Source organism: Xenorhabdus lircayensis (assembly GCF_016306625.1).
Taxonomy (GTDB): domain Bacteria; phylum Pseudomonadota; class Gammaproteobacteria; order Enterobacterales; family Enterobacteriaceae; genus Xenorhabdus; species Xenorhabdus lircayensis.
The window spans coordinates 166,110-191,691 of the sequence record NZ_JACOII010000044.1; the positions used below are offsets into that span (position 1 = coordinate 166,110).

The 25,582-nt window shown below is 49.3% G+C and carries 4 protein-coding genes; 2 read left to right on the forward strand and 2 right to left on the reverse strand.

Annotation, left to right across the window (positions count from 1 at the left end):
• Positions 1-14,211 (reverse strand): non-ribosomal peptide synthetase, encoded by a 14,211-nt coding sequence (locus H8A87_RS13340; protein ID WP_198690437.1) that lies wholly within the window; start codon positions 14,209-14,211, stop codon positions 1-3.
• Positions 14,212-16,188: 1,977 nt separating this feature from the next.
• Between H8A87_RS13340 and H8A87_RS13345 the strand changes: the two genes are divergently transcribed.
• On the forward strand, positions 16,189-17,337 hold the full coding sequence (locus H8A87_RS13345) for an ABC transporter transmembrane domain-containing protein (RefSeq protein ID WP_232370239.1): 1,149 nt from the start codon (positions 16,189-16,191) through the stop codon (positions 17,335-17,337).
• A 169-nt stretch (positions 17,338-17,506) separates the two neighbouring features.
• A complete protein-coding gene (locus H8A87_RS13350) occupies positions 17,507-24,703 on the forward strand; it encodes a TcdA/TcdB pore-forming domain-containing protein (RefSeq protein WP_198690438.1) in 7,197 nt (2,398 codons plus the stop codon).
• Between the two features lie 83 nt (positions 24,704-24,786).
• Here the strand turns inward: H8A87_RS13350 and queF are convergent, their stop codons facing one another.
• Positions 24,787-25,497 (reverse strand): NADPH-dependent 7-cyano-7-deazaguanine reductase QueF, encoded by a 711-nt coding sequence (gene queF / locus H8A87_RS13355; protein ID WP_198690439.1) that lies wholly within the window; start codon positions 25,495-25,497, stop codon positions 24,787-24,789.
• Positions 25,498-25,582: the final 85 nt, after the last annotated feature.

Genomic DNA, 25,582 nt, shown 5'->3' on the forward strand with positions numbered 1-25,582 from the left:
TTACACGTCCAAAATGGTTTTCTTTTCTACATGGAGGTGCGAATTTTCATTATTCACATGACCAAAACGATGAGTCAGCTGATTTAACTGCTCGATTGAAACGCCTTTAATCCCGTAATCACTGGGAGTCTTCACCCCGCCCAACCGAGCCTGTTCCTGGCTTGCCATGATGATGGTATTGAGTGCCTGCTCAAATGCGGTGATAAATGCCTCTGTCTGGGACGGTGGCAAACGGGATCTCACACTGAATTGCAGCCTGCCTGCCTGAACTGCGCCATTGATATCCATCAGCAGAGGGCTGCGGTTATCGCTGGCTATCATTGTTCCGCAATCGTCAGGAGTCAGTGCCCCGTCTTGATAACTGACCTGTCCGCCTTCTCCCCCCAACTGCCCGAAATAATTGAAGCTGATTGTTGGTAAGTCACCGTCCAAGTATCCGGCTTGGTGCAATGACCCGTAACCAATGCCTTTATTCGGCACGGCCCTGAGCATCTCTTTGGTGTGAATAATCGTCTCAGCAATATCGGTCTGCATTTCCAGGCGAACGGGATATACGGAGGTAAACCACCCCACAGTTTCTGAGATATCGAGGGTGCTATCGATGTTTTCCCGTCCATGCCCCTCAAGGACGATGTGGTTGACTGATCGGGAAAAACTCGCTTGCAACGCCAGAGTGAGGGCACTGAGTAATAAGTCGTTGATTTCGGTGTGGTAACCGGCATTAGCCTCACGCAGCAAAATGTCCGTCAGTTCGGCAGAAATCTCCAGCCGGTGCTGACTGATTTCACCCGAGGCCGAATAAACCGCTGTCCCTGCCATCACATGCTGCCAGTAGGGCACCTCTTGTTGGTGCTGTGCTGCATACTGGTGTACGGCAGCGACCCACTGGCGATAGCTACTTGTCTTCGGCGGCAGTACTGCACCTTGCAGCAATAAACGCATATCTTCAGCAATAATTCGCCAGGACACTGCATCAATAATCAGGTGGTGAAATGCAAAGAATAATCGGGCGCTGCCGTCAGCGTATCCGGTCAGATGAGCGGCCTGCCATAAAGGCCCATGACAATAATCAAACCTGCTCTGCCACTGTGTCAGTTGCTGATGTAATTCTGTCTCATTTAACTCACGGACATCGCCGTGTTGTAATGCGGCCAGCCAAGAGGGATCTTCTGCCTGATAACATTGGCGGTAACCCGCTCCGGTATCGACAAAGTAGGCACGCAGCATATCGTGCCGTTCGGTCAGCTTAATCAGAGCCTGTTCGATATCGGCATGCCTGATTGCACCGGATAGCAGGATCATAAATGCCTGATTCCAATGGTGCGGAGATGACAAATTCCGGCTGAAGAAGTCCTGCTGGATAGGCAATAAGCCAAATTCCCCGCTTAGCCGTCCTTGTTCTGCAATGGTTGTTACCGTGGGGGTTCCCTGTGCCAATAGCTGCGCCAGTCGTGCCACTGTCGGGGCTTCAAAAATCGATTTGACTTGCAGGGTAAAGCCCGCCTGCCGAAGTTTGGACACCAGCCGGATACTGACAATTGAATCCCCGCCGATCCGGAAGAAGTTATCTTCAATGCCAATTTGCGCCAGTCCCAGTACGTCTTGCCAGATGGCACACAATTGAGTTTCCAGTTCATTGCGCGGAGCCACATAATGGTTCCGATTCACTTTTACCGGCGTCGGCAGGGCGCGACGATCCAGCTTGCCATTGAGGGTCAGGGGCACTGACTCAATGCGGGTAAAACTGGCGGGCACCATATATTCCGGCAGGCGGGTGGATAGGTGTTCAATCAGGGTGTCATCCGACAGGGCTTCATCCGATAAAGTTTCGTTCGTGACCAGATAAGCCGCCAGCGCTTTATGGCCCTTGTGCTCGTGATCAATCACTACCGCTTGTTTGACCTGAGGATGTGCGGACAGGGCGCTTTCGATTTCCCCCAGCTCAATACGGTAGCCGCGGATTTTGACCTGAAAATCATTGCGTCCCAGATATTCCAGATTGCCGTCCGGCCGCCAGCGGACTAAGTCGCCGGTTTTATACAGGCGGGTATAGCCTTGAGCCTTATCTTCGTCCGTGGCAAACGGATTTATCACAAAGCGTTCTGTGGTCAGTTCTGAACGATTTAAATATCCCCGTGCCAGCCCGGCGCCGCCAATATAGAGTTCCCCCGGTGCTCCGATCGGGGATAGGTTGCCGTGATCATCAAGGACATACAGGCGGGTGTTATCAATGCCTTTACCGATCCCGCGTTCTCCGTCCTGCAACAATCGGTTCTGGGTGGCGCATACCGTGATTTCGGTGGGGCCATATTGGTTAAACAGCCGGATATCCGTCGGGACAGGCAGTGCATTCAGGGCTTCCCCGCCAGTGTGAATGACCTGCAATGTGGAGCGGAATAATTCAGCGGAGAAATGATTCATTAAGGCAGTGGGAATAAACGCCTTGGTAATCTGGTTGGCATTGATAAAGGCCAGTAGCTGTTCACTGTCTGTTGTCACGCTGGTGGGTGCGATAAACGTGGTTGCACTGGTCATCAGGGCCGGGAATAACTCAAAAACTGACGCATCAAAGACGTAATTGGAGAAGAACAGGGCGTTGACCTGCGGACTCAGTAAATGCGTTCTGGCGATAAACTGGGTCAAATTCGTGACGCTGGTATGCTCAACCATTACGCCTTTGGGTTGACCGGTAGTTCCTGAGGTGTAGATGATATAGGCCAGATGAGTGGGATCATTTACTGGAACAAGATTCTCCACCGACCGACTGGCGGTCACTGCTCGGTCATCTGCGGCGATCAGGGCCGGTTGAGCTGCCAGCGCTTGAGTATATTCTCCCAGTGTTTTCAGATGGCGCTGTTGGGTCACGACACTCGGAGTCTGGGTATCTGCCAGAATAAATCGGGTTCGCTCCGGTGGGTAATCTGGAGACACCGGCACATAAGCTCCGCCGGCTTTCAGCACTGCCAGCATACTGATCACCATCTCCAGACTGCGATCCAGATACAGGGCGATCGGCGTGTCTGCCGGCATCGGCTTATTGTGCTGCTGTTGATAATGTTCGCGGAGCACTACCGCCAGTTGGTTCGCCCGTTCATTGAGCTGACGGTAAGTCAGGATTTCCCCCCTAAACACCAGCGCTGCGTTATCTGGTGTGGTTTCCACCTGTGCCTCAAACTGCTGCTGGAGAGTTTGGTTCTGTGGATAGGGTGTATCGGTCTGGTTCCAAGTATGCAACAGGGTATAGCGCTCCTGTGCGGACAAGACGTCAAGATCGGCTATGGATTGTTTCTGATCTGCGACGAAAGCCGCCAGTACCCGCTGATAGATATCAGCCATACGCGCTATCGTGGCCTCGTCAAACAGGCTTATTGCGTAATTGATGCCACCAGCCAGTGTGTCCTGACCTTCTGAAATAAACAGGCTCAGGTCAAACTTGGCGGGGCTGTAGAGAGATTCGTCCGGTTTAACCGGACTAAACGGCAGCCTGGCTCTGTTGGTTCGATCGTCACCAAAATTATGTAGCCCAAACATGACTTGGAAAATCGGGTGGCGGGTAGTGTCACGCTCAATGTTCAATGCATCAATCAATTGCTCAAATGGCATGTCCTGATGCGCTTTGGCCTGAGTGATTACCTCGTGTATCTGCCTAATCAGGCTTTCCACGCTGTCAGTTTGCTCAAGCTGTGCCCGTAAGATCAGTGAATTGACGAACATCCCAATCAATGGCTGGGTTTGCGCATGGTGTCGGTTATCGGTAGGAGTCCCCAACACCATATCGTTCTGTCCGGACAGTCTTGCCAGCGTGACATAAAAACCACTGAGCAGAACGGTATACAGGGTCGTTTCCTGCGTTTTTGCCAGTGTTCTCAGCTGCTCGGAAAGCTCGCTTCCCAGTGCAAAATTGAAATCCTGCCCGCGATAATCCACCTGCGTTGGTCGGTTTCTGTCTGTTGGCAGAGATAAAGGCTCATAATCGGCCAAGGTTTGTTGCCAGTAGGCTAACTGGCGTTCACGCACTTCGCCCTGCAAATATTTACGCTGCCAATTGGCGTAGTCCCCATAAGTGATATCCAGAGCCGGAAGCTGGCTCTCACGCTCTTCCAGCAGGGAACGGTAAATCTCTGCCAGTTCATCCATAAAAATATCAATCGACCAACCATCAATGGCAATGTGGTGCCACATCATCAATAAGTAATGCTTTTTTGCGGCTTGTGTTTTTGTTAACCGATAGTGACACAGACGCAGGCTGGGTTCGGTCGTCAGATCGAACGGAGTCGCTAGCTCAACACGCACCATTTGCAAAAATTCGTTAACACTTTCACTCCCCGTACACTCGTAAGACTGTGATCTGAAAATAAGCGGGTCTTTGAGCACTTGTTGATAGGCTTGACCTTCCTCATCGCTGCGGTAAACCGTCTTCATCACGGGATGACGATCAACGACTCGGTTAATTGCGGTTTCCAGCAAAGACAAATCGGCTCCGTCGTCCAGCTGTACGAGATAAGGAACATGATAGGCATGGCTTCCCTGCTCAAATTGCTCGATAAACAACATTCGTTCTTGGGCAAGCGATAAGGGGTAACGTGCCAGCTTAATATGAGGGATCACTGTGCAGGCTTGCTGCCCCATATGCGCGGCCAGCCCGGCGATGGTTTTCAGCCCAAACACCTGCACCAAGGGTATTTCCACCGCCAGAGCACGGCGAATGGCTGCCGCCAGCTTAATGGCCATAATGGAATTTCCACCGATCCGGAAGAAGTTATCTTCAATGCCGACTTGCTCTAATCCCAGCACGTCCTGCCAGATCGCACAAAGCTGTGTTTCCAGTTCATTGCGCGGGGCGACATAACCGTTACGATTGATCCACACTGGTGCCGGTAAAGCGCGACGATCCAGCTTGCCATTGAGGGTCATGGGGATTGAGTCAATTCGGATAAAGCTGGTGGGCACCATATATTCCGGCAAGCGGGCGGACAAATAGCCGATCAGGGCCTCCTCAGACAGCTCTTTACTCATGATCAGGTAAGCTGCCAGCGCTTTATTGCCTTCATGCTCGTGATCAATCACCACTGCTTGTTTGATCTGCGGGTGGGTCGCCAGAGCATTTTCGATTTCCCCCAGCTCAATGCGATAGCCGCGGATTTTGACCTGAAAATCATTGCGTCCCAGATATTCCAGATTGCCATCTGGTCGCCAGCGCACTAAATCGCCGGTTTTATACAGGCGGGTATAGCTCCGGGCCTTATCTTCGTCCGTGGCAAACGGATTCACCACAAAGCGTTCTGCGGTCAGCTCTGTTCGATTCCAATATCCCCGTGCCAGCCCGGCGCCGCCAATGTAGAGTTCTCCCGGCGTGCCGACAGGGGATAAATTACCCTGATCATCAATGACATATAGTCGGGTGTTATCAATGCCCTTACCGATCCCTGTGTCCCCGCCCTGCAATAAGTTTTGGGTGGCACATACTGTGATTTCGGTGGGGCCATATTGGTTAAACAGCCGGATACCCGTCGGTACAGACAGCATATTCAGGGCTTCTCCACCGGTATGGATGACCTGCAATGTGGAGCGGAAGAATTCAGCAGAAAAATGATTTATTAAGGTGGTGGGAATAAACGCCTTGGTAATTTGGTGAGCATTGATAAAAGACAGCAGTTGTTCACTGTTCCCCGTCATGGCTGATGATGCGATAAAAATCTTTGTACCTGTCATCAGGGCCGGGAATAACTCAAAAACTGACGCATCAAAGACGTAATTGGAGAAGAACAAGGCGTTGACCTGCGGACCCAGTAAATGCGTTCTGGCAATAAACTGGCTTAAATTCATGACACTGGTGTGCTCAATCATTACACCTTTCGGCTGCCCAGTGGTTCCCGAGGTATAGATGATATAGGCCAGATCAGAGGCACCATTCGTCGGAAGCAGATTTTCCACCGACCGGCCGTGGGTCACTGTTCGGTCATCCGCAGCGATCAGAGCCGGTTGAGTTGCCAGCGCTTGAGTATATTCTCCCAGTGTTTTCAGATGGCGCTGTTGGGTAATGATGAAAGGAGCCCGCGTGTCTGCCAGAATAAATCGCGTTCGCTCCGGCGGGTATTCTGGCGACACCGGCACATAAGCTCCCCCCGCTTTCAGCACTGCCAGTATACTGATCACCATTTCCAGGCTGCGATCCAGATACAGGGCGATTGGCGTGTCTGCCGGCATCGGCTTATTGTGTTGCTGTTGATAGCATTCGCGGAGCACAACAGCCAGTTGGTTAGCCCGTTCGTTTAACTGACGGTAAGTCAGCGTTTCTGCCTCAAACACCAGTGCCACGTTATCCGGCGTGGTTTCCACCTGCGCCTCAAACTGCTGCTGGAGAGTTTGGTTCTGTGGATACGGTGTATCGGTCTGGTTCCAAGTATGCAGTAAGGTGTCTTTCTCCTGCGCGGACAAGACATCGAGTCTGGCCAGTGGTTGCCTCTGATCCGCCACGAAAGCCGTCAGTACCCGCTGATAGATATCGGCTATACGCGCTATGGTGGCCTCGTCAAACAGGCTCACTGCATAATTGATGGCGCCGGCAAGATTGGCCTGACCTTCTGAAATAAACAGGCTCAGGTCAAACTTGGCGGGACTGTGTAGAGACTCTTCCAATTGCACTGAGCTAAACGGCAGTCCAGCTCGATTTGGCAAGCTTTCGCCAACATTCAGTAATCCAAACATGATCTGGAAAATAGGGTGGCGGGTGGTATCGCGCTCAATCGCCAGTGCGTCAACTAACTGCTCAAATGGCATGTCCTGATGCGCTTTGGCCTGAGTAATCACATTATGTATTTGCTGAATCAGGTTTTCTACACTGCTAGCCTGCTTAAGCTGTGCCCGCAAGACCAGCGAGTTGACGAACATCCCAATCAATGGCTGGGTTTGGGCATGATGTCGGTTGTCGGTGGGAGTCCCCAACACAATATCGTTCTGGCCGGACAGCCTTGCCAGCGTGACATAAAAACCACTGAGCAGAACCGTATACAGGGTGGTTCCCTGCGTTTTTGCCAGCGCCTTTAACTGCTCGGAAAGCTGACTCTCCAACACAAAACTAAAATTCCGTCCCTGATAATCCACCTGTGCTGGGCGGGGCCTATCTGTTGGCAGGGACAGTAACTCATAATCGACTAAGGTTTGCTGCCAATACGTCAATTGACGTTCACGGACTTCGCCCTGCAAATATTCACGCTGCCATTTGGCATAATCCCCATAAATGATATCCAGAGCCGGAAGTTGGCTCTCACGCTCTTCCAGCAGGGAACGGTAAATTTCTGCCAGTTCATCCATAAAAATATCAATTGACCAGGCATCGATGGCAATGTGGTGCCACATGAGCAATAAATAATGCTTTTCTGCGGCTTGTGTTTTTGTTAACCGATAGTGGCGCAAACGCAGGCTTGGCTCGGCTGACAAATCGAATGGAGTGACCAGTTCAGTGCGCACCGTTTGTAAAAGTGCGTTCATGCTTTCGCCGTTTATACATTCACAAGACTGTGAGCGAAAAACAAGTCGGTCTTCAAGCACTTGTTGGTAATGACCTTCCTCGTCACTGCGATACACCGTCTTGATCACAGGATGGCGCTCAACCACTTGGTTAATCGCGGTTTCCAGCAGTGGCAGGCAGTCTCCGTCATTCAGCTGTACCAAATAAGGGACATGGTATACATGGGTTCCTTGCTCAAACTGCTCGATAAACAGCATCCGTTCTTGGACAAATGACAGAGGGTAATGATCTAGCTCGACGTGAGGGATCACTGTGCAGGCCTGTTGCCCCATTTGTGCGGTTAGTCCGGCGATGGTTTTCAGCTCAAACACCTGTAGCAGTGAGACTTCTATCGCCAGAGCATAACGAATGGCGGCTGTCAGCTTAATCGCCATAAGGGAATTGCCACCGATCCGGAAGAAGTTATCCTCAATACCAACTCGGGTGAGCCCCAACACGTCCTGCCAGATAGCACAAAGCTGTGTTTCCAGTGGATTGCGTGGGGCGACATACTGGTCACGGTTGATCCACACCGGTGCTGGCAGGGCTTGGCGATCCAGCTTGCCATTGAGGGTCAGGGGCACTGACTCAATTCGGGTAAAGCTGGCGGGTATCATGTATTCCGGCAAGCGGGCGGACAAGTGTCCAATTAAGGTTTCATCCGACAATGTTCCCTCTGTGATCAAATAAGCTACCAGCGCTTTATTGCCCTCGTGCTCCCGATCAATCACCACTGCCTGTTTGACTTGTTGATGCGAGGCTAGGGCCGTTTCGATTTCTCCCAGTTCAATGCGGTAGCCGCGGATTTTGACTTGGAAATCATTGCGCCCCAGATATTCCAGATTGCCGTCCGGCCGCCTGCGGACTAAGTCGCCGGTTTTATACAGGCGGGTGTAGCCCAGGGCTATATCTTCTGCTGTCGCGAATGGGTTCACCACAAAACTTTCAGTCGTCAGCTCTGGCCGGTTCCAATACCCCCGTGCCAATCCGACACCGCCGATATAGAGTTCCCCCGGCGCACCGATAGGGGACAGGTTGCCGTGGCTATCACGGACATACAGACGAGTGTTATTAATTGCCCGACCAATGGGAACATTGCCGCTAAATTCGTGGGCAGTATCAAAATACGCGACTTCAATGGCGGCTTCTGTCGGCCCATAGAGGTTAATTAAGGCGCTGGAGCTCAGATTAATGCTTGCAAATGCACTGACCTGAGAAGAAGTCAGTGCTTCCCCGCTACAAAAGACAGAGCGAACTTTGTCCGATAATTGCTGCTGAGTTGCCTGTAGCGTCTGACAAAATGCCCCTAGCATGGACGGGATAAAGTGAAGCAGCGTCACGCCGGTTTTCAGTATAAGTTGATGCAGCGCTTCTGGCTGTTTATGGATCTCAGGCGGGGCAATCACGATACTGGCCCCGACCCAGTTCGCCAGCAGTAGTTCCCATACGGAGACGTCAAAGGTATACGGGGTTTTTTGCAGCACTTTATCTGTTGCACAGAATGGATATTGGGAGTGCATCCAGTACAGGCGGTTCATGACGCTTTTATGTGTCAGTGAAACCCCTTTAGGCTGACCGGTTGTCCCTGAGGTATAGATGATGTAGGCCAGATCTGCGGATCCATTGACTGGCGTCGGATTTTCCATTGACCGACCTGTGGTCACCGCTGGATCATCTGCGGCTAGCAGGGTTGGCTGATCAGACAGCTCGTGCGTACAAGCCCCCAATACTGTCAGATACTGCTGCTGGCTCACGACACACGGGGTTTGGGTGTCTGCCAGAATAAATCGGACTCGCTCCGGCGGGTATTCCGGGGACATCGGCACATAGGCACCACCCGCTTTCAGCACTGCCAGAATACTGATCACCATCTCCAGACTGCGATCCAGATACAGGGCAATGGGTGTATCTGCCGGCATCGGTTCATGGCGTTGTTGCTGATAGCATTCGCGGATCACCACAGCCAGTTGGTTAGCCCGTTCGTTAACCTGACGGTAAGTCAGCCTTTCCTCTTCAAATATCAGGGCTACGTTATCCGGTGTTGCTTCCACCTGAGCTTCGAACTGTTGCTGGAGAGTCCGATCCTGCGGGTACGGCGCATCGGTTTGATTCCAGATGTGCAGTAGGGTGTGGCGCTCCTGTACGGACAATACATCAATCCCAGCCACGGATTGTTTTTGGTCTGTCACAAAAGCGGTCAGTACCTGCTGATAGATATCGGCTATACGGACTATGGTGGCCTCATTAAACAGACTGACCGCGTAATTGATGCTGCCGGTGAGACTGGCGTGGTCATCGGACATAAACAGGCTCAGGTCAAACTTGGCGGGACTGTAGAGGGGATCGTCCAGTTTTACTTGGCTAAACGGCAGATCAGCCGCGTTTGGCAGGCTTTCACCAAAACTCTGTAGCCCAAACATGACTTGGAAAATCGGGTGGCGGGAAGCATCCCGCTCAATCTCCAGCACGTCAACCAACTGCTCAAATGGTATATCCTGATGTGCCTTAGCTAGGGCAATCATCTCATGAGTCTGCCGGATCAGTGTCTCCACGCTGCCAGCTTGTTCAATCTGTGCCCGCAAAACCAGTGAGTTGACGAACATACCAATCAATGGCTGGGTTTGAGCATGGTGTCGGTTGTCAGTGGGGGTGCCCAGCACGATGTCGCTTTGTCCCGAGAGTTTTGCCAGCGCGACATAAAAACCACTGAGCAGAACAGCATACAGGGTAGTTTCCTGAGTTTTTGCCAGCGTCCTTAACTGTTCAGAAAGTTCATCCTTCAGCGTAAAACCGAAGTCCCGTCCCCGATAATCCACTTGTGTCGAACGAGGTCTGTCCGTTGGCAGGGCCAATGGCTCATAACCCGCCAATGTTTGCTGCCAATATGCCAGCTGGCGTTCATGGACTTCGCCTTGCAAATATTCCCGTTGCCATCTGGCATAATCACCATAGGTAATATCCAAGACGGGCAGTTGGCTATCGCGGCCTTCTAGCAACGAGTGATAAATCTCTGCCAGTTCGGCCATAAAAATATCAATCGACCAGCCATCGATGGCGATATGGTGCCACATGATCAGCAAGTAATGCGTTTCTGTTAATTGCGACTTTGTTAGCTGTGTCTTTGTTAACTGCGTTTTTGTTAATTGATAGTGACAAAGGCGCAGACCCGGTTCGGTTGTTAGATTGAACGGGGTGGCCAGCTCAGTACGCACCATTTGCAAAAGTGCGTTAACACTTTCGCAAGCCTGTGAACGGAGAACAATATGGTTATCAATTAATTGCTGGTAGTGACCTTCATTGGCATTATGATACACCGTTTTCATCACGGGATGGCGATCAACCACTTGGTGAATAGCCGTTTCCAGTAAAGGCAAATTGGCTCCGTCATCTAACTTCATCAGATACGGGATATGATAAGCATGGGAGCCTTGCTCAAACTGTTCGATAAATAGCATCCGCTCCTGAGCAAATGACAAGGGGTAGCGTGTTAGTTCGAGGTGAGGGATAACAGTGCAGATCGGCTGCCCCATGTGTGTGGCTAATTCGGCAATGGTTTTCAGTTCAAAGATCTGAACCAGTGACACCTCTGCTGCTAAGACACGGCGAATGGCGGCCGTCAGCTTAACGGCCATGAGAGAGTCCCCACCGATGCGGAAGAAGTTATCTTCAATGCCGACTCGTACCAGCCCGAGTACGTCTTGCCAGATCGCACAAAGCTGTGTTTCCAGTTCATTGCGCGGTGGTACATAATGGTTCCGGTTCACCCATACTGGTGCCGGCAGGGCACGGCGATCCAGCTTGCCATTGAGGGTCAGGGGAATTGACTCAATGCGGGTAAAGCTGGCGGGTATCATGTATTCCGGTAGGCGGGTGGACAAGTGTTCAATCACGGTCTCATCGGATAGTGCGCCATTCGTGACCAGATAAGCCACCAGTGCCTTATTGCCCTCATGATTGCGATCAATCACCACTGCCTGCTTGACCTGCGGGTGCGTAGCCAGAGCTGTTTCGATTTCGCCCAGCTCAATGCGGTAGCCGCGGATTTTGATCTGAAAATCATTGCGTCCCAGATATTCCAGAGTGCCGTCTGGTTGCCAGCGTACCAAGTCTCCGGTTTTATACAGACGGGTGTAGCCCAAGGCTTTATCTTCATCCGTAGCAAACAGATTCTCTACAAAACGCTCTGCGGTCAGTTCTGGCCGGTTCAAATACCCTCGCGCCAGCCCCGCTCCCCCAATATAAAGCTCCCCCGGGGCACCAATAGGTACAAGCTGACCTGAATGATTCAAAACATAGGCATACATGTCATTTAATGGCCGCCCAATGCAGGATGCCGTTACCGCATCATCTTGTGCTAATTTCTTATAGGTAACATGTACAGTTGTTTCTGTTATCCCATACATATTGATGAGGGCGGGTGATTGATCCCCATGCCGATTCCACCAGGGCTTCAATTGAACTGGATTTAATTTATCTCCTCCAAAGATCACATAGCGGAGATGTGGAAATTTAGCACCAATATTCAATGACGCATCAATAAAGGCATAAAATGCACCAGGTGTCTGATTTAGAACGGTGACTTTTTGCTGAGAACACAAGTGGCTAAATCTGACAAAATCCTTCGTGCACTCTACGGTTGGAATAATTAAACGCCCACCATAGATTAACGCTCCCCATAATTCCCAGACACTAAAGTCAAACGTGTAAGCATGGTAAAGCACCCAAGTATCATTTTGGTTAAATTGATAATCCCCTTGGGTGGTGGCAAATAAACGCAAAACATTATGATGAGTTTGTAACACGCCTTTCGGCTGTCCGGTTGTCCCTGAGGTATAGATGACGTAAGCCAGATCCTCGGCTCTACTCACCGACACTGGATTTTCTGTGGGATAGCCTTCGGTTACGGCTCGATCATCCGTGGCTATCAGTGTTGGTTTTTCAACCAGCGTTTGTGTACATTCTCTCAGTGTTGTTAAGTGCTGTTGCTGGGTTACCACGCATGGAGACTGAGTGTCTTCTAAAATAAAACGGATCCGCTCTGGCGGATACTCTGGTGAAATCGGCACATAAGCACCGCCCGCTTTCAGCACTGCCAGAATACTGACCACTATCCCCAGACTGCGATCCAAGTACAGGGCGACCAGTGTGTCTGTCGGCATTGGTTTATTGTGCTGCTGCTGATAGCGTTCGCGGATCACAAAGGCCATTTGGTTCGCCCGCTCGTTTAACTGACGGTAAGTTAGCGTTTCTCCCTCAAACACTAAAGCCACATTATCCGGCGTGACAGCAACTTGAGCCTCGAACTGCTGTTGTAGGGTTCGGTCATGTGGATACTGCGCATCGCTCAGGTTCCAACTGTGCAGCAAGGTAGAACGTTCCTGTTCTAATAAAACAGGTAATTCACTGACTAATGCAGAAGGATGGTTAACCAAGGCAGTAAATAAGTTTCTCAGCCGTTCAAGTATATTTTTAACATCCTGGTCACTAAAATACTCCTGCAAATAATCTATCGTTATTTTTAGTTCCTGATCATACCCATAGTCTTTCAATCTAAAAACAATAGGATAAATATTAGCATTACCGTCTATATGATAATGCTGATTTTTGTCCACTTCAGATGCTGACTCTGTAAATCGTTCGTAGAAAATAAAAATATTGGGTAAGGAGAATCCATAGTTATTAGCGATTCGAATAAGATGAGAATGTGGGAATTTACAATGGCGATAACTGTTTTTTAGCGCCAACTCCGTTAGTTTAATCTGTTCAATCACGCTTGCCGTGTTAGATACATGACAATGTACTGGATATATATTGGCATGCATTCCAACGACATATTTATCTAATTTTGTTTTTCTTCCGTGTGTGATGGTGCTAAAAGCTAATTCTTGTTGCCCTGTAAGCGCTTTCATCATGATGCTGACTAGACTTGAAAAAACAGAAAGCATGTCAGCATTATTCTCTTTACAAAAAATCCGCAAATCTTTTTTAAGTGAAAGAGGTAATATTAGTGTGCAATTACTCGTGCCATTGTTTTTATAGCAAGGAGTTAATTGGTGTATTTCATTGTCTTTTAAAAAATCATACCAGTAGTTTTTGTCTTTTTCGTAATGGGATGAATTTAGATATTTTCTTGCTTTGTTTATTGTCTCTAAATATTGTGGAATCTCTGATAACCAAGCTGTAGATGTTCCACTTTTAATGCATTCGTATAATTTATGTATATATACATGCAAGCGATATATTCCGACTCCATCATTCATAATATGATGGAATTTAGTGAAGAAATAATATTTTTCAGGTGCTAAACGAATCAATGAGGACAGATATAGACTTTCCCTTAAATAATTGATAGGTGTATCTATTTGTTGCTGCATCCAACGCTTTGCTTCTTTTTCTGGTTCAGATTGTATTGCAATATCATGAAATATAATTAACTCTGGCTCATTTTGCTCTGGAATATATTGTATGGCTTCATTATCCGAGTTAATTGATATACGTAACTGTAATGTATCTATATGTTGATGTAGTAAATTCCATGCTTGTTGAAAAATGGCTATATCAACCTCGTATTCTACCAAGGTATACCAACCCAGGTTATGGAGTGGACTATTTTCATGGAGTGCTTGCTCGTAAAAAACATCCTCTTGAGCAGGGTGAAGATGATATAAGTTCGAACTCAACGAACTTTCAGGTATTCTCATAATCAATTATATGAATGCATTCCGTTCACAAGTTACTTGTAATCCGTGACACAAACGAATAGATTGCGATTTTGTAATTAACTTTAAGCTGTTAATGTTTTATACCTTTCATTTTTCAAGCGGTAACTCGAAATCTATTGGGTATAGTATTAATATGATTCAGTATTTCATACCTAACTCTTTTATGAATTCCAAGCTAAAGTTATTTTTTATTTAATGAGTTTCGGCACTATCTATCGTTGCATCATTACAGCTGTTCTCGCAACCTTTCAGCATTCTCCTTTTTACAAAAATAGTTAATATTTATCAGGCTCAAAGGCTATAAAACCCCATCGCTGATGTGATTTTCTTCATATGTTTAGGTATGCAATCCTACTCTCTATACTATTTACCTAGATTTTTATCATCTTAATAGTAATCATTTTTTGTTACTCGTTGTTTCATAGCTACCGTTAATTTTTCTATAGTATTGATTGCCATTTGGGTTAAAGTCTATATTATTTTTTATTTAATATGGGTTTGTTTTTTAATTATCATTGAATGCCAAGGGAAATAGTTTATATTCTTTATAAAAACACAGCCGTAATTTTTAGTTGAGAAAATTAATTTTCTTGTGCAATAAATGGTTTGTTGCCGTTTTTATTTTACGGTTGTGAACTTACAAAACATTGTCGTGTCACGGTGTAATTATTAAATTGTGGGATTTTTTTGTTGTGGAAGGCGTGTTTGAAGTGATTTGTTTTTAAGGAGTTAAAGGAAAGGAATTTGGAGGTTTAATCGTAGTTTAATATAATTTGGTAATAATAGGTTATTGAAGCAGAAGGTTTAATATGAACCCAACTCACCAAATTTCAGGGTCAAACGTCTAGGGTTTTTATTGTAATGCTTGATGACTATAAATCTAATAAAATAATTCTTTCATCCTTTTTTCTAAATATCTAGCTCTCCAAATTATTCGAAGTGGGACATCTAAAAACTTTCGGGTAAGGGTAAAGTAAATAGGGTTTAATGTTGTATTTTTCATTAAATTATAGAGTAAACTTTTTCATAATGGAAACTTCCATTCATTATTACTTTAGGTGGTTTTATAACAAAATTTATCTCTTGTTATCAAAAATAAAGAAAGCAGTTGCACGGAGAGTAAACGGTGCGACAGCATCATAAAGGGTTATCCATTCGAAACCGTATGCGAGTGTGTCACGGGCACTGATTATCGATATACCTGATGAATTTATTTTATTATAACTGGTTATTAAAATAATAGGCAGGTGATAATAGCGCCACAGGATATTGCACTCTGTGTTTTTCAACTAACGAGAATTGTTCAGGGAGTCTGACATCAAGAGTGCAGTGGCCTTCCTGAGAAACTCCCCTTCAGGTTATATACCTGACGCTTCCTGAAGTGAATAGCCAAAGTATTTTGCCTGACGGCGTAAGCCATTAAGAACCCTGTTTTTATAACGTTCTTCATAATAATCTGCCCCCCGGGTCGGTATATTGCTGACCATATTTCAGCGCATGATAAAAGAGGATGGCCAGTTTTCTGGCGGTAGCCGCCACGGTTTTTGCTTTTCCTACACGAGAAGATGAGCGCCGATAAAATGCCCCCAACGCGGTATCGCTTCGCCCAATTGTCGTCAGGTGAATTCATCTGGCAACGTAGCCGCTGCTGTTCATTTATTACACCATATCTAAATACATAAAATAAACGAAAACAAAAAACAATCCGATAACAAACATCATTACAATAAATCAATTAATTGATTTAAAAAGGAATTATTTTTTATAAATAATAATTGATATTAGTTATTATTTTGATAATAATTATTAATATCGATTGATGTCTTTGGATTATCTTGCCGAGAAATTACCTCCTTGTGAGAGATATTTTTGACTTAAATCTTCTGATCTTAATATGGGTTATTACTATTTTATTAATATGTTTTTTTTCCAACAACATGAGAATGGAATCACGTGATGGGTGTTACGATTGACAGGGACAATATATTTGCTGATGCGTTGTCATCTGCCCTTGATTGTTGCCGATTATTATTGCAATTAGTTAAAGATGAGGTTCAGAAGACTCCTTCTTTGTCCTCCCATAGCAAGCTGAAATCTGCAATAAAAGAATACGGCAAAGCACATGATGTCGATATGGCATTGTGCCGTTTAAAATTCCATAAACTAACGCCTAAACAACTACCTTTGGCCTTTCGAGACAAGCAGGGGAAGTTTGTTGTGTTGGTACGCCTTTCTTCCAATCAGGCTTTGATCCAGTCTCCTTATGCCGCTTCGCCTGAAATACTCCCCATCGACGAGCTTGAAGCCAGATGGAACGGGGAGGTGATCCAGTTGCGGGGGGCTTCCCACCGGTTCGATATTTCCTGGTTTATTCCCGCCTTTGTCCACCATCGCCATCTTATCGGCGAGGTACTGGTTTTCTCCCTGATGCTGCAATTGCTCGCCCTTGTCACCCCCTTGTTTTTCCAAGTGGTGATGGATAAGGTGCTGGTACACAGAGCGTTATCCACCTTAGATGTGCTGGTGATAGCGCTAGTCGTCGTGGGGATGTTCGAGGTAGTACTCAGGGGGCTACGCGAATACCTGTTTGCTCATACCGCCAACCGCATTGATATTACCTTGGGGGTTAAACTATTCCGGTACCTGCTCGGTCTGCCCCTGCTTTACTTTAAACACCGGCAGGTAGGTTCTATCATCACTCGGGTGCGCGAAATGGGCCAGATACAACAGTTTCTTACTGGTTCGGCGCTGACCATGGTACTGGATTTGGCCTTTGTAGGCCTGTTTGTGGCCGTGATGTTCTCCTACGCACCCAAGCTAACATGGCTGGTACTCGTCTCCCTTGTGCTCTATTTCCTATTCTGGATGGTGGTTGGGCCTGTGCTGCGTGCTCGGGTGCTGCGGGAGTATGAGTTGAGGGCTGACAACACAGCCTTCCTGATCGAGTCAGTTACCGGGATTGAAACTATCAAGACCAGTGCTACCGAGGCGGGTTTCTTGCACCGTTGGAAGCATCTTCTCTCCGCTTTTGTCCGTGCCTCATTTCGCGCCAAGATGGTTGAGCAAGGCAGCCACGAACAATTGCTCGCCTTAGACGGGCTCTAGCCCGGCTGTGGGCCTTGCAGATGAAGGATTGAGTTCTGTGGGCTCAGACGAGCTGATGAAATTGTCATGACCATATTTAACGTGTTGTAACCCGTAAAAGCCATCACCGTAAAGACTATCACTGTAGAAACTATCAATAGGACAGTAGGATCTTTTAAGGAGAATTATCATGCCCAATAATAGCTACCAATCTCTGCTTGTGTCTGCGCAGGCGACTCTTAAAGAAATTCGGCACAAACCGGGTATCAAGGCATTGATCCAGGATATCAAGCAAGGATTTAGTGAAAGTGGTCACAAGTGGACCCCTGAGCTGATCAACAAGCAGAAAATGTTGGGGAAGACGCTAGAGAAGGACGCTTATATACGCTACAGCAATGACAGGCCGGTTGGTGTCAGCGGCCTCAATGAAGGTGAACAACAGTCATTTGTCAATGATATCAAATCGCTGTCGGCGCATACCACGACGGTCGATATCTTGGTACAAGGCAGCGAGAAGACAGCTTTGTCTTCTCAAACCGATGCCGTCCTGGGCAATGCCGATGCCTTCCGGGTGCTTCCCAAGGATTTCGATCAACGTCATAGTACCCGGGCCAAAGTTGGTGCGAGGCTAACTATCAACGTTGACAAGACATATTTCAGAGCGCTTGCCAAGGCGTTGACCCAATTGTTCAATGATGACAATCGTGGCTGGCTGGAGCAGGCTAAAATCATGGGCCCAAAAAATCTGGGCCAACGTACCGACCAAGCCGTGATCTACCTTTCCAGCGCAGGGGTCGAACATGCCCATGCTATCGGCAGTAAGCTCAGTGAACTGCTACCGGCCACGGCCTTCATCGAACATACTCCGACTGGTATGTATCGCGTAGGTAAAGGTATTGCCTATTCTGAAACGGTTGAAGGTGAATCGAGCAGCCATGGTCAGTCCCGAGCACGACTGATCGCGGCGGCAGGCACAGAGTCCTTGCTCACCGATACTCCGATCGAGAAGACCCTGTCGAGAACCTTGCAGAAGCGCGGGTACGATATACACAACCCGGCACTGCTGGCGCAGGCGGTACGGGATCGCGATCTCAAGGGTGGGCTAGTGCCCATGGGTGGCGGAGCCGAACCCCGCCAAGGCAGCGCCGATATCCAGCAGCTTGCCATCGATCCAGTATCGTTCGCTGAATCCAACACCATCAGTGTAGAAACATTGGTTAGATCGGGGCGACTCCCGGCAGAGGGGCACGCCCAGTTGGTGAAGGTTAAGACAAGCTTATACGAGGTCGAATACACTGATCGAAGCACGAATGATATCGCTGTGGCTGGCGCTAACAGCGTGCCAGCGTATTTCCTCGGCTACAACGGTTCAAACCAGGCTAATGCGTTGCCAGCTTATGTGGATATTCCTAAACATGCGGCTCCGGGAAGTTTTCTGTTCACTGGGACGTTGTCAGGATGTTCGGTTGTGGTGACCAACCTTGATGCTAATACTTACCGGGTCTACCACGACGGTCGAGTCAACAGTTCGCTGCTGTACGACAACGTGGTCATGGCAGTGGACTATAAGGATTATCAAGTGGCAGGTACCGCTGAAGGTCTTGCTGCGGCGTACATGCAATATGTTAATGATGAATGGCAACTGGTGTTCCAGCGTCAGGAGTATCAGCGAGACGGTCAGATGCTTTGGCCGAAGTTGCGCAGCGGCGAGGAACCAATAGCGATTCAGGTCGCTAACAGTCAAGTGACTGAGCGTAACCAGATCCAATTCGCTGATTACCGTGAGAGGATTCATCAACAACTGAAAAAGATTGCTGCCCAGTTCGGAGTACCAATCGAAGGGGTCTCTGAGGGTGTATACGAAGAGGGAGAGTTTTCTCCTCATCATCCGGCTATTGCTGCGTGGATTGAGCTGCGTAATAAAGTTCAATCCAAAATTACAGCAGACACTCAGCAGTTAGCAGACAAACGAAGCGAACTCTATAATATCCGAAGCCGCACCAGAGAAAGTTCTCAGCTTGCCTTGATTGACCAACAGATAAAGCAACTCAATATCACGCTGGAGTTCTACAAGGCGCAATACGATTCAGTCTTGCGTGAAGTGTTCTCCGTCGAACAAAGCTGGTTATGGCAGCAGATCAAGTCCAGGGACGGTATCGATGCAGTGTTGCGGATTAATGATACATCTATTCAGGGTGGCGGTCAGGAATACGACCGTAGCTTGGGCGAGCGTTATGCTATCGCCGAAACTTATCAGAGAAGGGAAGCGAATACTGAGTTTACTGATGGCTTGAGCAACTTTCAGGATATCAGCATCCCAGGTTTTAACGATAGGATGTCGGCCCTAGAGATGAAAGGCCTGTTTTTTGACAGCCCGCTAACCCCTAAGCAGCGGGGGGCATTGAGCGGCCGTATCACTGAAGCCAGCCGGGCCGAGTACATCGACAATGTACTGAAACAGACCGCGGTATTCAGCGAAGATTTTCAGCGTGCCGGTAGCAGCTTCAGTCGTCTGGTGCCACAAGATTTTTATCTGTCGTTGGTCGAAGACGTATCCGGCGGCCGTTGCTATCCTTTGGTCAGAGCCATGGCGGTGGCTCTGTCCAACAGTGGCGAAGCGGGTGTCAACAGTCTGGTGGAAAAACTTTTCTTGGCCGCTGCTTCCCCTCAGGCAGGCAGTTCCACACTGCTAAAAAAGAGCCTGGTAAGACTGCACTCCAATGTTGAGGCCGTGCAGGCGTCAACGGTGCGAGGACAGGTTACATTACCTGAGGTCGTTTCTTTGCTGAAGGGAGTAACCGGAACCTCGATGTTCGCTCTCAATACCCGGAATCACTCGATGATGGTGGGATCTACTGTCGGGGATAAAGGGCGTCGTTACTATTTCTATGATCCCAACGTTGGGATTTTTGCATTCGACGATTCAGCCAGCTTCTCCCGTGCTATGAATAAACACCTGGTGAAGCGCAATATGGCTGTTCGCTACGGCTCGCTTGGAAACGAGTCGGTTCCTGTCTTCAATCTGCTGGAGATCGATCCCGGCAAGATGGCAAGGGTACCGGTGGGCAATGGCTTGGATGTCGCTGATTTGACCCGCCCGGACGAACTGGCCACTGTCATAGAGCAACGGCAGTGGGTCAAGCAAACGGTCAGTGCCCAAGTTAAGGTTGCCGAGGATGCCCAGCTACATACCACCTTGGCTACCCTCGATGCTGAGCAGTGGGGGGCAAAATTCGATAAAGCCATTACAACGCTTGCTCAGGAACATAAGCTTGACCAGCGTTGGATGCCGGTGATTGGTAATACTGAGGAGCAGGGGGAAGATCGTTATCGCGTTCAATTCATCAATCGCGATCACCCCGAGGAGATTCGTTGGATAAGCAGTAACGATGACACCTTTGTTGAATTCCGTCACTTTGTTGATGAACATATGCGCACCCTGGGCCAGCACTTCACCCTCGAACGCGGCCAGATACGGCCCAAGGGCGGTGTCGGCGAAGCATCTCCGGTTGATGGGCTGAACGCTGGGTTTGCGGTACAGACGCTGATCCAGTGGTTTGCCGATAAGAACCGCAACGATGCGGCACATGGGATCTCTTCGCCAGACCTGGCCACCGCACTCAAGATCCACAGTTACCTTAATTACGCTCAGATGGCGCACGGTGGCGTGAATGACGTGGTCAAAGTTACCGAACTGGTGCGCACGGCGTTGCGTGGCGGAGTAGTGGTCGCCGAAACTTCGCTCAAGGAGTATTCTTCAGCCTTGGCTCATACCGTCAACGAAGGCATAGGCGCGCTTCTTGGTGTGGCCTTTGTCGGGCTGGACGCCTATGAATTGGCCCATGCCGAAACGGAAACACAGAAGGCGGTGTTCGGAACCCAGCTGGCGTTCGATTCGGCCAGCTTAGTTACCAGTGCTGCTGGGGTAGGTGCCGGACTGCTCGGTGCCTCGACGGCCTCGGCTGTACTCGGTGGAGCCGGAGTGATCTTTGGCGGACTCGCAGTGGGCTTTACGGCGCTGGCTCAAGCCTTTGGTGCGGTTGCCGAGGATGCCAAGGCGGTGGGCCGTTATTTCGACATGCTCGACAAGGCCTACAAGGGCAATGGCTATCGGTATGACAGCGAGAAGGGGGTGTTGGTGCCTTTGCCCGGGGCTGTGATCAAGACCTTGGATCTGCGCAATAATCAGATCGACTTCGACAGTCAGTACATTTATCGCACCCATTCGGGCTCTACCGGCTCGGGGGAAATCAATTATTTCTTTTGGGTTGGCGATTTTCCAAAGATGGTCAATGACCGCAGTCAGGCAATCGAGGTGCGAAGCGGAATCGGTTACAAGGACGTTACCCATAAACTCGATCACAGCGACAGCAACGTGCTGATCCTGCCGGGGACACCCAAATCCTTCATCAGGTACGAATATATGCAGCTCCCTGGCGCAACTACGCGCTACGATGCCGGTTTTGATGTGATTCGCAAGCTCGAAAAAGGTAAGCGTTTCGACTACGACTTCTACATCTTTCCGGGTGAGGTTACGATCCGTAGGATTCATCAGGAGTATGTGGTGACACCGATCGACGTGGTGCTCGACCAGAGTAGCAGGAAACTGATAGTGCCTGAGCTACCCATGGAACTGCATGGTTACCTGCATTACGAGATCAAGGGCGCAGGTGGTGAGTACTTGATCGGGTTGAACGAAGGCACCAGCGTGAAGCTCATGAGCGACATCGTCAATCCGGACGGCAGTGGCAATGTACTGTCGCGCTGGATCATTGATAGCAGCCAGCTCGCCAGCGATACCATCAGCGTCTCGAAGAACCGACTGGTAGTGGGTGGAGTGGTGGTCGAACTTGATCCGTCCCAGAACGGGCAGGTGCTGGTAGTCAACAGCAAGAACGAGGTGCGCGAAGTCGATTTTTCTAACCTGACAACTGAGGTGGTAAGCGAAGATGCGAGCAGGTGGCAAGTGCCCGGTCAGCAAATCGAGCAGCATCTGAGTGATCTGTCCAAAGCGCATCAGTTACATGGGCAGTATGTGGTGGTGGAGAACTATAGCCACAACGGACATGATGTTGGTCGGGCTTTCTATGACGTGGCTAAGGAGCGGATGATATTCACCGACACCACCCACGAACAGGCCAAACACGCCCAACTGGGTGCAGTGATGGGCGACCATGCCTATTTCTACGATGCCGACAACGCGGCGGCGTGGCGGGTAGACATCGCCACCGGACAGGTTGACGCACAGTTTGAACCATGGTTCAGCGACAATGCGGGCAAGATCAGTCGGCTATGGCAAGAGGGAGATGCGGTTTATCTGGCACGCCGTTATCAACTGAAGGAAAGGAAAGCTGAGTTGAGCTATCGGATCCTCGGTGACCGAATGGAGTTGGTCAGTGCGGTGGGTGATGATGCGCTGCTCCAGCTTTCGGCACGTACCGACCAGCATGATGATGAGCTCAAGGTCATACTCAAGGGCTACGAGAGCAGTAGCGCCCAGCGTGAGACTCCGGTGTATACGTTGGGCGCACGGCTGATCCAGCCGACCAGTGCGGCGCTGGTCACGGTGTTCGGCATGGATGCGGCTGGCGTGGCGCACCGCTACTGGATACGTACCAGCGATGGGACGCTGATCAAACCGAATCTGGCCCCACCCGCGGATCAGGCCTTGCACTTCGAAGCGCACGAACAGCTCCGCAGCGCCTGGCAGATCCCGGCCGACCTCGTGTTAGCGGGCAGCATTTCCGGCCCCGCTGGTAAGGAAGTGTTCTTCTTCTACAGCAAGGCGCAGAAGATCCTGTTCCGACAGGAAGGTTCAGGTCAGACAGTTATCGACGCCAATCATCCCACAGCATTACGCATTAGTACTCCACCACTGGCCAACGTGGTTAACCTGAACGGTAATTTGCTTGCCATCACTGAGGATGGGCGTGTGGCCCGGCTTGATGCGCAAGGGCAGTTTAGCTACGAAGCGGTCAACGAGCATTGGCTCAAGGGACGTACCCACTGGTGGCAGGATCTGGCCAGCGTCACCGACGGCAGGGCTACTCTGGCGGTGTTCGGGGTCAAAGGCACCGATGGCAAGAGCCTGCTGCCGGTGTGGTACCACAACGGTCAGGTAGTAGTGGCTTCGGCAGCATTGCAGGGCAAGTCGCTACAGTTTTTGGGATTCGAAACGGATGGTACCTCCGCGCGGCTCTTTGAGCCAGAAAGCGGCAAATTGTATCGCCAGCCAGCCATGACCGCGAATGCGTTGGCCACTGCCTTTGGTACTGATCAGGGGCTTAATGCTTCGGCGCAACTTCCCGCAGCCAGTGAGTTGACGCCCGGGTTGTATCTCAAGGAGGTGCAACAGGTCGATGCCGGCATGCGTCTGATCACGGCCAAGGGCGAGATCCTGTTGCGAGCTAATAATGGCGAATTGCGGTTAGTGGGTGTTGACAAAGACTGGCAGAAGAATAATGTGACCGGCCTGCCACAGGCACTCACTGAACTGGCTGGTCAGTGGCAGGCCAAAGGGGTACTGGCATTGCAGAGTAACAGTATGCAAGGTTGGTTCGATGTTGGCAGCGGTCAGATATTTTTAGGTAATGGAATTCCTGTCTCGGACAATCTGCGTTTCGTGGGGACCAATGCAGAGAAAAAGACGGCGTATGTGTATAACCAGACGACTCAGGCGCTGTACAAGATCAATGGTGGTAGAGTAAAAATACTCAATAGTTTCACCGGAGTGGAGCGCATCAGTTCATCTCTGTTACTTCAAGGGGGAAAGGCCGATGACAATCTGACGCTACCGATCATTGACGGTGTCGATAGTCTGGTGCTGTATGGTGGAGCCAATAACGATACCTATCGACTCAGTGAGGAGATGTGGGCCCACTACCGTACGGTGATCATTGATAATGACGATCCAGACCAAGCCTTGGATCGCTTGATTCTGCCGATAGCCAATCCGGAGAGCGTCCTAGTGAGCCGACACGATGATGACCTGATGCTGACCGACTCCGGCAACGGAACGGCATTGGTGGTGCGTCAGGTATTTGGTAGCCAGGCCAAGGCTCATCAGCATCTGCATATCAATCTGGAGGGGGACTCGTCGGTGATTGATGTGGAGCCCCTAGTCAGGAGCTTTAGCAAACAGAAGGACACTAAGGAGGCTAATAGTGTGCTGATGGATTTATCCTGGGCCAGTAGCCAGCCAGCCATTGCGGCTCATGCCGTCACTACTGTCTCAGAGGCGGAAGGTTCGCGTCTGGATAATCTGATTGGAGCAATGGCCTCATTCCCTGATGTCGGTAGTGTCCACGGGAACCTGCTGCAAAGCTTTCAGCCTTCTAAGGTCGAACAGCCGCTTCTGTTGCCTAGTTCCACCTCTGTCATAGGGTAAGTACGAGAAAAAGCAGGAGGGGCTAAATGCCCCTCCACTACAGGGATGAGGCGGTGATTCCTCATCCTGCTTGATATTTTCTCTTACTGGCGGATAAGTCGTCCTGTCAGGGGAGTATTTTCATAATTACTCCTGAAAGGATTGATATCCAGACCGCCACGTCTTGTATAACGTGCAAATACGGTTAATTTCTCAGGCTGGCAGTAACGCATAATATCGCTATAAATACGTTCCACACATTGTTCATGAAATTCGTTGTGTGTCCTGAATGATATGAGGTAACGCAGCAGTTTCTCATGATCAATCTTTGCACCCTCATACCGGATAATAACGCTTCCCCAGTCTGGCTGGTTTGTGACCAGGCAATTTGATTTTAAGAGATTTGAGTGCAGGGTTTCGTCTACAACCTCATCGCCTGCTGAAGTGGCATCGGCTAGTACGGCTGCATCGAAGTCATAACTGCCTATTTCTATATCCAGATCATCCAGTGACTGCCCGGAGAGTGGGCTGATTTCATGGCAGTATCCCTCAAGGTGAGGATAGAGTTTAACGTCCACTGATTGACCGGCTGTCAGAGAGAGATCTTTTCTCATGGCGCGAACCACATCATCCGTCGTTTCAAACTTAGTCTGGTTGAAACTGTTGAGATAAAGCTTGAATGATTTGGATTCAATCAATCCTGAGCTGGTCGCCGGAATAATAAACTCACCGATTGCTACTACAGGTTTCCCTTTCCCATTCAGCCATGAGAGTTCCCAGGCTGTCCAAAGGTCAAAACCCTGAAATGGGGTCATGTATTAAATGGTTAGATCATGGTGTTGAAAATAATGTTCACGTTCAATAAAAGTTCCTATCACTTTATCGTGCATTTCCGCCGAC

Excerpts from the sequence above, each read along its gene's own strand:
- H8A87_RS13340 (WP_198690437.1), bottom strand. The coding sequence starts at position 14,211 with ATGAGAATACCTGAAAGTTCGTTGAGTTCGAACTTATATCATCTTCAC.
- H8A87_RS13345 (WP_232370239.1), top strand. The coding sequence starts at position 16,189 with ATGGGTGTTACGATTGACAGGGACAATATATTTGCTGATGCGTTGTCA.
- H8A87_RS13350 (WP_198690438.1), top strand. The coding sequence starts at position 17,507 with ATGCCCAATAATAGCTACCAATCTCTGCTTGTGTCTGCGCAGGCGACT.
- queF (WP_198690439.1), bottom strand. The coding sequence starts at position 25,497 with ATGACCCCATTTCAGGGTTTTGACCTTTGGACAGCCTGGGAACTCTCA.